Origin of the sequence: Enterobacter cloacae complex sp. IR5418, assembly GCF_049238105.1 — a bacterium.
Taxonomy (GTDB): Bacteria; Pseudomonadota; Gammaproteobacteria; order Enterobacterales; family Enterobacteriaceae; genus Enterobacter; species Enterobacter hormaechei.
The window spans coordinates 13,868-26,494 of the sequence record NZ_JBMKHS010000024.1; the positions used below are offsets into that span (position 1 = coordinate 13,868).

A 12,627-nucleotide genomic window follows, 5' to 3' on the forward strand; every position below is an offset into this window, starting at 1 on the left:
GCGCTACGCTTACCCGGCCTACTTTTACCTGTAGGCCCGGCAAGCAACGCGCCGCCGGGCGATGTTTTTTACTGACGAGCGGCAAGAACGTCTTTCTCATATGCCCGCACGTTGTCCAGCCACTGGCTGCCCGCCGGGGCGTCGTGACGCTGGCAGTACATCTCCCACACCGCCTGCCACGGCAGGGATTTCTGCTCTTCCAGCAGCGCCAGGCGCGCGGTGTAGTCGCCGTTTTCTTCCAGCTGTTTCAGCGCGGCGACAGGCTCCAGCAGGGCGCGCAGCAGGGCTTTCTTCATGTTGCGGGTGCCAATAACCCACGCCGCGATGCGGTTGATGGAGGCGTCGAAGAAGTCGAGGCCAATGTGTACGCGGTCAAACAGATCGTGGCGGATGATTTCGCTGGCAATAGCCTGGGTTTCGTCATCCAGCAGGACCACGTGGTCGCTGTCCCAGCGCACCGGACGGCTGACGTGCAGCAGCAGGCGCGGCACGAAGAGCATGGCGGCGGAGATTTTGTCGGAGATCACCTCGGTCGGGTGGAAGTGACCGGCATCCAGGCACAGCGCGGTCTGGCGGCTGGTGGCGTAGCCCATGTAAAACTCGTTTGAGCCGACGGTGTAGCTCTCTGCGCCAATGCCGAACAGCTTGCTCTCAACGGCGTCGATGTGGTGCGCCGGATCCAGTTTCTCGCTGATGGCTTCATCCAGCGCGGCCAGCAGACGCTGACGCGGCGCCAGTCGGTCTACGGTGATGTCCTTCATACCGTCCGGGATCCAGATGTTCATTACCGACGGCGTGCCGAGCTGCTCGCCGAAGTATGCGGAGACGCGGCGGCTGGCTTTGACATGGTCGATCCAGAACTGACGGATGTCGTCGTTGGCGTGCGCAAGGGTAAACCCGTCCGCGCTCAGCGGATGTGAAAAACAGGACGGGTTAAAATCCAGCCCCAGTTTGTTGGCTTTCGCCCACTCCACCCAGTTCTTAAAGTGTTCCGGTTTGATTTCGTTACGCGCGACCGGCTCGTCGGACTCCAGATAAATGGCGTGCAGATTCAGGCGTTTTGGCCCGGGGATCAGGCTCAGCGCAAGCTCCAGATCCGCACGCAGTTCGGTGGCGTTGCGCGCTTTGCCCGGGTAGTTACCCGTGGCCTGAATGCCACCCGTCAGGGAACCGCCTGGGTTCTCGAAACCGGCGACGTCATCGCCCTGCCAGCAGTGCATAGAGACGGGCAGACGGTCGAGCTGGCGCAGCGCCTCTTCGACATCCACGCCAACGGCGGCGAAACGCTGTTTAGCCAGGTCCCAGGCTTGTTCAAGTTGAGTGGTCATGCGCAAAGCTCCTTAGTCAGTCGTTTTTGCTGAAACTGCGCCCGATAGCGGGCAATTTCATGGCAGGGATGGGGGGTGTAAGTGGTCAGGCTGTTATTCGCCGTCACCACCGAACGGAAATCGTCGACGCTGGAAAGTTCGTCCAGGGTCATCAACTGAATGCCGATATTGCCGAGCGTGGAGGCTTCAATCGGACCTGCCACCACGGTAATGCCGCAGGCATCGGCGCAGAGCTGGTTCAGCAGCTGGTTCTGGCAGCCGCCGCCCACGATATGCAGCTGGCTGAACGGTTTACCGCGAAGGCTCGCCAGTTCACTCAGGATGTCGGCATAGAGCAGGGCGAGACTGTCAAAAATGCAGCGCGCCAGCTCGGCGGGGCGGGATGGTACCGGCTGTCCCGCTTCAAAACAGGCGGCCTGGATCTCGGCGCTCATGTGCACCGGGTTGATAAAGCGGTCGTCGTTCGGGTTAATCAGGAAGGTGCAGGCCTTCAGCTTTTCAGTTTCCGCGATAAGCGCGGGCAGGTCGGTAATGTTCTGCTCTTTCAGCACCCGCTGGAGCAGCCACAGGCCCATGATGTTCTTCAGCACGCGGTAGCGGCCTTCGGCGCCACCTTCGTTGGTGATGTTCGCGGCCAGCGCGGCATCGCTGGTGTAAGGGGTTTTGCTCTCAAAGCCCATCAGCGACCAGGTGCCGGAGGAGAGGTAGGCCGCGTCTTTGCTGGTGAGCGGCGAAGCAATGACCGCGCTCGCGGTATCATGGCTGGCGACGGCGACAACAGGGATTTCATTCCCCTGCGGGCAAAGCCAGTGACCAATCACATTGCCCGGATGGGTTGGCGTGCCAAACCAGGACGGCGAGGCGCCCGTCCAGGCCAGCAGGTGTTCATCCCAGTTATCGGTGTTGATATTGACCAGCTGCGTGGTGGTGGCGTTGGTGTATTCCCAGTTCATGTTGCCGGTCAGACGGTAGCTTAAGTAGTCCGGGATCAGCAGCGCATGCGCCACCTTTTCGACCAGCTCTGGCTGTTGCTCCACCAGCGCGCGCAGCTGGTACAGCGTGTTAAACGGCAGAAACTGGATGCCGCTGCGACCATAGATGTTCTCCTTGCCAAGCTGCGCGATGGCGTGCGCCATCAGCCCATCGGTACGGCTGTCGCGGTAGGAGACGGGCAGGCCGACGCGTTCGCCGTGACTGTCCAGCAGCACGTAATCCACGCCCCAGGTATCAATGCCGATACTGTCGATGCGAATACCGTCGTTGCAGACGTTGTGAAGTCCGGTACGGATCTCCGCTTCCAGCGCATCGATGTCCCAGGTAACAAAACCGTCCTGTTTTTGCAGACAATTGGCGAAACGGTGCATTTCGCGAAGCGTTAGGGTGTGCAGGTCACAGTCCCAGGTGGCGAGCATTACACGGCCGCTGGATGCGCCTAAATCGACAGCCACACAATGGCGAAAAGTCATGGTCGGGTCCTTTCTTAAGTCATTAGCGAGGAGTGTAAGAAAGGGAAGAAATAGCCACCTTCTCGCCACTGACAGCCCAAATCTCGCGCTGGCAAGAAAGCAAAGATGAACGTGAGGGAGTTCACAGTTTCCAGTAATGGCGGGGTTTGCAGGCAGTGTGACGTTGACCGCATTTCCCGATCTTTCCGCTCGTTTCTTGAAAAACCGGCAGCTTTTGCACGGTTTGCTGTCAAAAATTTAAGGTGAGGAAGGAAGGCCTTAATTACTATTTTGAGAACTTTTCTCATTGGTGGGGGCCGTTATGACCGTACTGCACAGCGTCGATTTTTTTCCTTCGGGGGCATCTCCCGTCGCGATTGAGCCACGGCTTCCTCAGGCTGCGTTCCCGGAACATCATCATGATTTTCATGAAATTGTGATTGTTGAACACGGAACGGGCATCCACGTGTTTAACGGTCAGCCGTATACCATCAGCGGCGGTACGGTGTGCTTCGTGCGCGACCACGACAGGCACCTGTATGAACATACCGACAACCTGTGCCTGACCAATGTGCTCTATCGTTCCCCGGATGCGTTCCAGTTTCTCTCCGGGCTGAATCAGCTCTTGCCGCAGGAGAAGGACGGCCACTACCCGTCGCACTGGCGGGTGAATCAGTCCACGTTGCAGCAGGTGCGGCAGCTGGTGAGCCAGATGGAGCAGAGCGAGGACGGGCAAGAGACGCACGCCATCGCCACCCGCGAACTGCTGTTTATGCAACTGCTGGTCCTGCTGCGCCGGAGCAGCCTGGTGGAGGGGCTGGAAAATAACGACGCGCGACTGAACCAGCTGATGGCCTGGCTGGAAGATCACTTCGCCGAAGATGTCTGCTGGGAAACGCTGGCGGATGACTTTTCGCTCTCGCTACGCACGCTGCATCGTCAGCTCAAGCAGCATACCGGGCTGACGCCGCAGCGTTACCTCAATCGTCTGCGCCTGATCAAAGCGCGTCATCTTTTACGTCATACCGACGAAAGCGTCACCGATATCGCTTATCGCTGTGGATTCGGCGACAGTAACCACTTTTCGACGCTTTTTCGCCGGGAATTTAGCTGGTCGCCGCGCGATATTCGTCAGGGGAAAGACGCGTTGCTTCAGTAACGCGAGGGCAGTCACCGTTTTCAGGCCGCAAAAAAGCTAATAATGTCCGGTTATCCGCCGTAGAGGTTGTGGTGTGGCTGCTCAGTTAATTCTTCGCAAAGATGATTTTTTTGCCTCCGCGAGTCAGGCCGTCGCGGTGGCGGACCGCTATCCGCAAAATGTCTTTGCCGAGCACACTCATGAATTCTGCGAGCTGGTGCTGGTGTGGCGCGGCAACGGCTTACACATCCTCAACGACCGGCCCTACCGCATCACGCGCGGAGATCTGTTTTACATTCGCGCTGAAGACAAGCACTCCTACGCCTCGGTTAACGATCTGGTATTACAGAACGTCATCTACTGCCCTGACAGGCTCAAACTGAATGTCGACTGGGCGGGCAGCATCCCGGGCTTTCTGGATACCAGAGGCGAACCGCACTGGCGCTTAAGCAGCAACGGTATGGCTCAGGTGCGCCAGACCATTTCCCAGCTGGAGCAGGAGAGCCAGAAGAGCGATCCGCTGGCTAACCAGATGTCGGAGCTGCTTTTCGCCCAGCTGGTGATGACCCTGAAGCGCCATCGTTACGCCACGGATAATCCCTCCGCCACCACGCAGGAAGCGCTGCTGGATAAGCTGATCACCCGGCTTGCGGGCAGCCTGAACAAGAGTTTCGTGCTGGAAAAATTCTGCGAGCAGGAGCAGTGCAGCGAGCGCGCGTTGCGCCAGCAGTTCCGCACCCAGACGGGGATGACGGTAAACCACTATCTGCGCCAGCTGCGCATCTGCCACGCCCAGTACCTGTTACAGCATACGGAGCTGATGGTCAGTGAAGTGGCGATGCGCTGCGGCTTTGAGGACAGTAACTACTTTTCGGTGGTGTTTAACCGTGAGGTGGGGATGACGCCGGTACAGTGGCGCCATCGCAGTCGTAAGGCCGCCTGATCAGTTCGCCATGCCGAGGCCAACAATGTTAGCGGCGATAATAATCACCACGCAACCCAGGCTCAGGACGCCAACCGGACGACGCCCGGCGTTGTTCCACTCCTTCAGCACCAGCCCAACCAGCCCACCGCACAGCACGTAGAAGCTCATGTGCAGCATCCAGCTCATGTAGTCATACTGCGGCGGAATGCTGGCGTGGCCCCAGGCGTAGAAGAAGAATTGCAGATACCACATCAGGCCGCCGAGGGCGGAGAGCAGGACGTTGGTGACGATCAGCGGTTTTGCCAGCGAGAAATCGGCTTTTACCGACAGATTCTTCACTTTTGCCAGACGAATGAAGCAGAAGCCGAGGTTGACCAGCGCGCCGCCGCCCATGATGACCACGTAGCTTGGCAGGGCAACATACAGCGGATCGACGCCCAGCGCCGCAGCGGCGTCGTGCATCGGTTTGGCGGCGTTCATGGCGAACGACATGCCCGCCGAGAAGACTCCACACATCACCGCCAGCAGCAAGCCTTTCTTCAGATTAAACTCTTCGGCTTTGATGCCCATCTTGCGTTCTTTTAGCTGGCCTGCGCGGGTGACGATCCCCACGCCGATTACCGCCACCAGCACGCCCAGCAGCGTCATTCGCCCGCCCTGGGTGTTGATCAGCACGTCGAAATGGCCGTTGAGGATGGGCGTCATCAGGGTGCCGACGATCAGCGTAATGCCAATCGCGATGCCTATCCCCATCGACATGCCGAGGTAGCGCATGGTAAGGCCATAGTTGATATTACCGATGCCCCACATCGCGCCGAACAGGAATACCGGCAGCAGGGTGGAAGCGTTGAAGGAGGAGAAGTAGCCCCAGAAATCGGGCAGCAGCATGGCGCTGATTGTCCACGGCAAAATCAGCCAGGACACGGTACCGCCAACGGACCACATGGTTTCCCATGACCAGCCTTTCACCTTTTTAAACGGGGCATAGAAACAGGCTGCACTGGCCGCGCCTATCAAATGCCAGAAGATACCCATCGTAATCGCATGATTCATTTTTACATCCTCATCGTTTTTATAGCCGGAGGCTTCCCGCCGACTTGATGAGTGTAAAAATTGGGCGGTTTGGTAACCTTCAGAAGGTTGCCGCACTTTTGTTCAGGTTGGCAATCAGCACGTTAAGCACGTGAGCAGACTCACAATTTTGTCATTTATCAAAATGCGAATAACCTTATAAAAACTACGGCATTGATAATCATTTTCAATATCATTTAATTAACTATAATGAACCAACTGCTTACGCGGCATTAACAGCTGTGCCGCCCGACAATAATGGAGAGGATTATGAGTTATACACTGCCATCCCTGCCGTATGCCTACGACGCACTGGAACCGCATTTCGACAAGCAGACGATGGAAATCCATCACACGAAACACCACCAGACCTATGTGAACAACGCGAATGCTGCGCTGGAAAGCCTGCCAGAGTTCGCTAATCTGCCTGTTGAAGAGCTGATCACCAAACTGGACCAGCTGCCAGCAGACAAGAAAACCGTGCTGCGCAACAACGCGGGCGGTCACGCTAACCACAGCCTTTTCTGGAAAGGCCTGAAAACCGGCACCACCCTTCAGGGCGACCTGAAAGCGGCTATCGAGCGTGACTTTGGTTCCGTTGACAACTTCAAAGCGGAATTCGAAAAAGCCGCTGCAACCCGCTTCGGCTCTGGCTGGGCGTGGCTGGTGCTGAAAGGTGACAAACTGGCGGTCGTTTCTACTGCGAACCAGGACTCCCCGCTGATGGGTGAAGCGATCTCTGGCGCATCCGGCTTCCCAATTCTGGGTCTGGACGTGTGGGAACACGCTTACTACCTGAAGTTCCAGAACCGTCGCCCTGACTACATCAAAGCCTTCTGGGATGTGGTGAACTGGGACGAAGCCGCAGCGCGTTTCGCCGCTAAAAAATAAGGTTGCATTGACGCCTGTGAGAAGCGAGTCTGATGACTCGCTTTTTTTGTATCTGAAGGAGTAGAGATGCATTACCCGGTGAATGTGTTTACAGGCAAGGTAAGGGAATACGACGGCAGCCGCCCGAGCGCCATCGCCAAAGTGCAGGTCGACGGTGAGCTGACGTTGACCGATCTCGGGCTGGCGGGTGACCAGCAGGCTGAAAAGAAAATCCACGGCGGGCCCGATCGCGCGCTGTGCCACTATCCGCGCGAGCACTATCAGCACTGGAAAGCCGAATTCCCTGAACAGGCGGAACGCTTTGTTGCGCCCGCATTTGGCGAAAATCTCTCAACGGAAGGGCTGACGGAAAAGAACGTCTTTATTGGCGATATTTTCCGCTGGGGCGATGCCCTGATTCAGGTCACCCAGCCACGCTCGCCGTGCTTCAAGCTTAACTACCATTTCGGTATTCAGGATATGTCGGCTCAGCTGCAAAACGCGGGCAAAACTGGCTGGCTGTATCGCGTTGTGCAGGCGGGACAGGTTTCGGCGGATGCGCCGCTTGAGCTGGCTTCGCGCTTGAGTGAGGTATCCGTGTATGACGCCTGCGCGATTGCCTGGCATATGCCGTTTGATGATGAACAGTTTCACCGCCTGCTGTCTGCGGCGGGGTTATCCACCAGCTGGACCAGAACGATGCAGAAGCGGCGGATAAGCGGGAAGATCGAGAGCAGTTCGCGGAGATTGTGGGGGAGATAACTGCCCCTCACCCCGGCCCTCTCCCCAAAGGGGCGAGGGTGTTTTACGTTCCCTCTCCCCTTTGGGGAGAGGGTTAGGGTGAGGGGTTTACGAACGCTTATACAGCGGTAGCCACAGGGTTAACCGCAACCCGCCCAGCGGGCTGTCATCGGCTTTCACCCAGCCACGGTGCTGCTGCATGGCGGTTTCAACAATCGCCAGACCCAGCCCCGTACCGCCAGACTCACGATCGCGCGCCTCGTCGGTACGGTAGAACGGACGGAAAATCTGCTCGCGATCTTCCGGGCTGACGCCTGGACCGTCGTCATCGACAATGATGGTAATCCCGTCTTTATCCACCGAGAACGCCACTTCAATCTTCGTGTGCGAGTAGCGCAGCGCGTTACGCACAATATTCTCCAGCGCGCTTTCCAGCGTGTTGGGGTTGCCGTAGAGCGGCCACGGGCCAGGCGGGAAGTTGACGGTGAGCGATTTGCCCATCTGCTCCGCTTCGAACGCCGCGTTGTCCAGCACCTCATGCCAGAGGTGATTGGCTTTCACCGTTTCGCTCACCAGCGCATTCTTCTGCTGATTGCGCGACATCACCAGCAGGTCGTTGATCATGCTGTCCAGCCGATGGGCTTCCGTCTCAATACGCTCCAGCTCTTTGCTCTCACCGCTGCGGCGGCGCAGCAGGGCGGTGCCCAGCTGTAGGCGCGTGAGCGGGGTGCGCAACTCGTGGGAGATGTCCGACAGCAGGCGTTGCTGCGCGGTCATCATGCGATCCAGCGCGCTTACCATCTGGTTAAAACTGGTTCCGGCGGCCAGGAATTCCTGCGGCCCGGATTCCAGCTCCGGATGCTGCCTTAGGTTGCCTTGCGCCACTTCGTCCGCCGCATTTTTCAGCTTACGCGCCGGTTTCGCCAGGCTCCATGCCAGCCATAACAGCAGCGGGGAACTGACCAGCATCGTGACGATCAGCAGCAGAAGCGGACGGTCAAACAGCAGGTTGATGAAGTCGGACTGGGAACTGCTCGCAGGGCGAATCAGATAGAGCTGGTAATTGTCTTCCCCATCTCGCACCGAGAAAGGACCGACCATCTCTACCCGACCATATTTCTTTTTCTGTGGGTGATCGGCGTTATCCGCCTGGCCAATAAAGTTGCGGATAATCTGCATTTCATTGCGATCGGCCCCAATCACGCGGCCTTCGCTGGTCACCAGCAAAAGACGTTGTCCGGGAGGCGCCCACTTGTCGATAGCGCGAAACAGCCTGCGCCACCACATTAAATCGTTCGGCGGATCGTTTGCCAGCTCCGCTTCCACGTGCTGCTCGATCATCACGCCCTGACGTTGCTCGCTGTCGAGCAGCTCCGTCATCTGGCGTGAGTCGAGTTTTGGCAACATCAAAACGAGCATTAAAACCAGTGCCAGCGTCAGCCAGAAGATGGCGAAGATGCGGGCGGTTAAGCTGCCTATCATGAAGCGGAAACCATCAGATAACCGCGACCACGCAGGGTTTTAAACCAGGGATGACCGTCTTTACGCTCCGGCAGCTTACGGCGCAGGTTAGAGATGTGCATATCGATAGCGCGGTCAAACGGGGTAAGGCGTTTGCCCAGCACTTCCTGGCTTAAATGTTCACGCGACACGACCTGGCCGAGATGCTGCGCCAGCAGATACAGCAGGGTGAACTCGGTGCCGGTCAGTTCCAGCGTTTCACCGTCGAAGCTCGCTTCCTGGCGGCCCGGGTTCAGGCTCAGGGAGTCCACTTCCAGCGTCGGAGAGCTGTTGTCGGTATTCTGCTGCTGCTCACTCCAGTGGGAGCGACGCAGGATCGCGCGAATACGGGCCACCAGTTCACGATCGTTGAACGGCTTAGGTAAATAGTCATCCGCGCCCAGCTCAAGGCCGAGAACGCGGTCAAGCTCGCTACCGCGTGCGGTCAGCATAATAACGGGGGTCTGGTGTGTCTGGCGAAGCTCTTTCAGCGTATCAATACCGTTTTTCTTCGGCATCATTACGTCGAGCAAAAGTAAATCGATGCTGTCGTCAAGGAGAGTCAGCGCCTGTTCCCCATCATGGGCAACCAGGACGTTGAAACCTTCCATGTCGAGCAACTCCTTTAAAAGGGATGTGAGCTCTCGGTCATCATCAACTAACAGGATTTTATTCATTGTTTAAATACCTCCGAGGCAGAAATTACGACATCAAGGCTATCTAATCCATGACTTTACGTTGTTTTACACCCCCTGACGCATGTTTGCAGCCTGAATCGTAGACTGTCTCTCGTTGAATCGCGACACGAAAGATTTTGGGAGCAAGTGATGCGCAAAGTTACCGCTGCCGTCATGGCCTCAACGCTGGCCTTCAGTGCGTTTAGCCAGGCTGCTGTAGCTATCATCAGCGATAACGGTTCCTCAGCAGAGGGCGCAACGCAGCACAGCAGCCAGAACCATATGTTTGACGGCATAAGTTTAACCGAACATCAGCGTCAACAGATGCGAGATCTGATGCAGAGGGCACGACACGACCAGCCCCCTGTTAATGTTAGCGAAATGGAGACAATGCATCGCCTTGTCACCGCAGAAAATTTTGACGAAAGCGCTGTACGCGCTCAGGCCGAAAAAATGGCGCAGGAACAGGTTGCCCGCCAGGTAGAGATGGCGAAGGTCCGCAACCAGATGTTCCACCTGCTAACGCCCGAGCAGCAAGCGGTTTTGAATACCAAACATCAGCAACGTATGAACCAGTTGCGTGAGGTTGCACGGATGCAGCGAAGCTCAGATATGACGCTTTTCAGTAGCAATAGCAGTACCCGTAGTAACCAGTAAACCCTGTTTTCCTTGCCATAGACACCATCCCTGTCTTCCCCCACATGATGTGGGGGTTTTTTTTGCCTATCGTTCAGGTTTGTTAACGCTTTATTCATCCTTTCACTCCACCACCATCCGTTATACTAGCGCCATGGCATGACAGGAGTGTTTATGAATCAATCCTATGGACGGCTGGTAAGCCGGGCCGCAATAGCCGCGACGGTAATGGCGTCGTGTTTGCTGATCATTAAAATTTTCGCGTGGTGGTACACCGGCTCGGTCAGTATTCTGGCGGCGCTGGTGGACTCATTAGTGGATATTGCCGCCTCGCTGACGAACCTGCTGGTGGTGCGCTACTCGCTGCAACCGGCGGATGAAGAACATACGTTTGGCCACGGCAAAGCGGAATCGCTGGCCGCGCTGGCGCAAAGCATGTTTATTTCAGGCTCCGCGCTGTTCCTGTTTCTGACCGGCATTCAGCACCTTATTTCGCCTTCGCCGATGAACGATCCGGGCGTTGGCGTGGTCGTAACGGTAGTTGCACTTATAAGCACACTTGTTCTTGTAACGTTCCAGCGCTGGGTCGTACGCAAAACACAAAGCCAGGCTGTACGGGCCGATATGCTTCATTATCAGTCTGATGTTATGATGAATGGGGCTATTCTTATTGCGCTCGGTCTGGCCTGGTATGGCTGGCATCGGGCCGATGCGTTGTTTGCGTTAGGGATAGGGATCTATATTTTATACAGCGCGTTGCGGATGGGTTATGACGCGGTGCAGTCGCTTCTTGACCGTGCGCTTCCGGACGCAGAACGTGATGAAATTTATACCCTCGTGACCTCCTGGCCTGGCGTCAGTGGTGCTCACGATCTTCGTACGCGGCAGTCAGGGCCGACCCGCTTTATTCAGATTCATTTGGAAATGGAAGACAACCTGCCACTGGTTCAGGCGCATCTGATAGCTGAACAGGTGGAGCAGGCGATTTTGCAGCGTTTCCCTGGGTCAGACGTCATTATTCACCAGGATCCGTGCTCTGTCGTACCCAGGGCGTTTTGAGCTTTCGTAATTCGTTGTAAAAAAGTGAGCCAGACCAGCATTTTGTGGATAAATTACCACCATATGGCCTGACCTGAATCAATTCAGCTGGAAGGGATTGATATACTATTTGCAGTATTCGACGGTTGAACAGTTTCTTCCGGCAGCAGATTTCAATTTTGCATTCCTAAGTTCAGAGGTAGTCATGATTAAGAAAATCGGTGTGTTGACAAGCGGCGGTGATGCGCCGGGCATGAACGCGGCAATCCGTGGGGTTGTCCGTGCAGCGCTGACGGAAGGCCTGGAAGTTTTTGGTATCTATGACGGTTACCTGGGTCTGTATGAAGACCGCATGGTTCAGCTCGACCGCTACAGCGTGTCTGACATGATCAACCGTGGCGGTACTTTCCTTGGTTCTGCGCGCTTCCCGGAATTCCGTGACGAACACATCCGAGAAGTGGCTATCGAAAACATGAAAAAACGCGGCCTGGACGCGCTGGTGGTTATCGGCGGTGACGGCTCGTACATGGGTGCAAAACGTCTGACTGAAATGGGCTTCCCGTGCATCGGCTTGCCTGGCACCATCGACAACGACATCAAAGGCACCGACTACACCATCGGTTACTTCACCGCGCTGGGTACCGTTGTGGAGGCGATTGACCGCCTGCGTGACACCTCTTCCTCTCACCAACGTATTTCCATTGTTGAAGTTATGGGCCGTTACTGCGGAGACCTGACTCTGGCGGCGGCCATTGCCGGTGGCTGTGAGTTCGTGGTAGTGCCGGAAGTGGAATTCAGCCGTGAAGATCTGGTCGCTGAAATCAAAGCCGGTATCGCGAAAGGTAAGAAACACGCCATTGTCGCGATCACCGAGCACATCTGTGACGTTGACGAGCTGGCGAAGTACATCGAAACCGAAACCAAACGCGAAACCCGCGCGACCGTTCTGGGCCACATTCAGCGTGGCGGATCCCCGGGTCCGTACGACCGTATTTTGGCGTCCCGCATGGGTGCGTACGCAATCGAGCTGCTGCTTCAGGGCCACGGCGGCCGCTGCGTCGGTATTCAGAACGAGAAACTGGTTCACCATGACATCATCGACGCCATTGAAAACATGAAGCGTCCGTTCAAAGGTGACTGGCTGGACTGCGCGAAAAAACTGTACTGATTGGTTCTGTTGCCCGGTGGCGCTGCGCTTACCGGGCCTACAAAAGCACGGATCGTAGGCCGGGTAAGGCGTAGCCGCCACCCGGCTTTT

12 protein-coding genes are annotated in these 12,627 nt (G+C 56.6%); 7 read left to right on the forward strand and 5 right to left on the reverse strand.

The window, feature by feature from the left end:
- Window positions 1-68 precede the first annotated feature (68 nt).
- Both rhaA and rhaB read right to left on the reverse strand, forming a co-directional pair.
- Entirely contained in the window at window positions 69-1,328 is a 1,260-nt protein-coding gene (rhaA, locus tag ACOTX7_RS17185; protein WP_205925226.1) for an L-rhamnose isomerase, read from the reverse strand.
- Entirely contained in the window at window positions 1,325-2,794 is a 1,470-nt protein-coding gene (rhaB, locus tag ACOTX7_RS17190; protein ID WP_221256666.1) for a rhamnulokinase, read from the reverse strand. The genes rhaA and rhaB overlap by 4 nt, the downstream gene beginning before the upstream one ends.
- A gap of 301 nt (window positions 2,795-3,095) precedes the next feature.
- On the opposite strand from rhaB, the gene rhaS reads away from it, so the two are divergent.
- On the forward strand, window positions 3,096-3,932 hold the full coding sequence (gene rhaS, locus ACOTX7_RS17195) for an HTH-type transcriptional activator RhaS (RefSeq protein WP_006808693.1): 837 nt from the start codon (window positions 3,096-3,098) through the stop codon (window positions 3,930-3,932).
- A 73-nt stretch (window positions 3,933-4,005) separates the two neighbouring features.
- Window positions 4,006-4,854, forward strand: a complete 849-nt coding sequence (rhaR, locus tag ACOTX7_RS17200; protein WP_006808692.1) for an HTH-type transcriptional activator RhaR — start codon at window positions 4,006-4,008, stop codon at window positions 4,852-4,854.
- Here rhaR and rhaT read toward each other — a convergent pair whose 3' ends face one another.
- Window positions 4,855-5,889 carry an L-rhamnose/proton symporter RhaT gene (rhaT, locus tag ACOTX7_RS17205; protein ID WP_047354388.1) on the reverse strand — a complete coding sequence of 345 codons (1,035 nt, stop codon included), beginning with the start codon at window positions 5,887-5,889 and terminating at the stop codon, window positions 4,855-4,857.
- A 288-nt stretch (window positions 5,890-6,177) separates the two neighbouring features.
- Between rhaT and sodA the strand changes: the two genes are divergently transcribed.
- Both sodA and yiiM read left to right on the forward strand, forming a co-directional pair.
- Complete coding sequence (gene sodA, locus ACOTX7_RS17210) at window positions 6,178-6,798, forward strand: superoxide dismutase [Mn] (RefSeq protein ID WP_003861999.1); 621 nt, start codon at window positions 6,178-6,180, stop codon at window positions 6,796-6,798.
- Between the two features lie 66 nt (window positions 6,799-6,864).
- Window positions 6,865-7,539 (forward strand): 6-hydroxyaminopurine reductase, encoded by a 675-nt coding sequence (yiiM, locus tag ACOTX7_RS17215; protein WP_221813608.1) that lies wholly within the window; start codon window positions 6,865-6,867, stop codon window positions 7,537-7,539.
- 87 nt (window positions 7,540-7,626) lie between these two features.
- On the opposite strand, the gene cpxA is transcribed toward yiiM, so the two are convergent.
- Both cpxA and cpxR read right to left on the reverse strand, forming a co-directional pair.
- Window positions 7,627-9,000 (reverse strand): envelope stress sensor histidine kinase CpxA, encoded by a 1,374-nt coding sequence (gene cpxA / locus ACOTX7_RS17220; protein WP_221256665.1) that lies wholly within the window; start codon window positions 8,998-9,000, stop codon window positions 7,627-7,629.
- Entirely contained in the window at window positions 8,997-9,695 is a 699-nt protein-coding gene (cpxR, locus tag ACOTX7_RS17225; protein ID WP_006808688.1) for an envelope stress response regulator transcription factor CpxR, read from the reverse strand. The genes cpxA and cpxR overlap by 4 nt, the downstream gene beginning before the upstream one ends.
- A gap of 150 nt (window positions 9,696-9,845) precedes the next feature.
- Between cpxR and cpxP the strand changes: the two genes are divergently transcribed.
- The 3 genes from cpxP to pfkA all read left to right on the forward strand — a co-directional run bounded on the left by cpxP (window position 9,846) and on the right by pfkA (window position 12,537).
- Window positions 9,846-10,352, forward strand: coding sequence for a cell-envelope stress modulator CpxP (cpxP, locus tag ACOTX7_RS17230; protein ID WP_006808687.1), 507 nt, complete (start codon window positions 9,846-9,848; stop codon window positions 10,350-10,352).
- Between the two features lie 153 nt (window positions 10,353-10,505).
- Window positions 10,506-11,390 (forward strand): CDF family cation-efflux transporter FieF, encoded by an 885-nt coding sequence (gene fieF, locus ACOTX7_RS17235; protein ID WP_047354385.1) that lies wholly within the window; start codon window positions 10,506-10,508, stop codon window positions 11,388-11,390.
- Between the two features lie 184 nt (window positions 11,391-11,574).
- Entirely contained in the window at window positions 11,575-12,537 is a 963-nt protein-coding gene (pfkA, locus tag ACOTX7_RS17240) for a 6-phosphofructokinase (protein WP_003862009.1), read from the forward strand.
- The last annotated feature ends 90 nt before the right edge of the window (window positions 12,538-12,627 follow it).

Bases quoted from the DNA above. Each gene is read 5' to 3' on its own strand.
- rhaB (WP_221256666.1), bottom strand. From the start codon at position 2,794: ATGACTTTTCGCCATTGTGTGGCTGTCGATTTAGGCGCATCCAGCGGC.
- fieF (WP_047354385.1), top strand. From the start codon at position 10,506: ATGAATCAATCCTATGGACGGCTGGTAAGCCGGGCCGCAATAGCCGCG.
- pfkA (WP_003862009.1), top strand. From the start codon at position 11,575: ATGATTAAGAAAATCGGTGTGTTGACAAGCGGCGGTGATGCGCCGGGC.
- cpxA (WP_221256665.1), bottom strand. From the start codon at position 9,000: ATGATAGGCAGCTTAACCGCCCGCATCTTCGCCATCTTCTGGCTGACG.
- cpxP (WP_006808687.1), top strand. From the start codon at position 9,846: ATGCGCAAAGTTACCGCTGCCGTCATGGCCTCAACGCTGGCCTTCAGT.
- sodA (WP_003861999.1), top strand. From the start codon at position 6,178: ATGAGTTATACACTGCCATCCCTGCCGTATGCCTACGACGCACTGGAA.
- yiiM (WP_221813608.1), top strand. From the start codon at position 6,865: ATGCATTACCCGGTGAATGTGTTTACAGGCAAGGTAAGGGAATACGAC.
- rhaT (WP_047354388.1), bottom strand. From the start codon at position 5,889: ATGAATCATGCGATTACGATGGGTATCTTCTGGCATTTGATAGGCGCG.
- cpxR (WP_006808688.1), bottom strand. From the start codon at position 9,695: ATGAATAAAATCCTGTTAGTTGATGATGACCGAGAGCTCACATCCCTT.
- rhaA (WP_205925226.1), bottom strand. From the start codon at position 1,328: ATGACCACTCAACTTGAACAAGCCTGGGACCTGGCTAAACAGCGTTTC.
- rhaS (WP_006808693.1), top strand. From the start codon at position 3,096: ATGACCGTACTGCACAGCGTCGATTTTTTTCCTTCGGGGGCATCTCCC.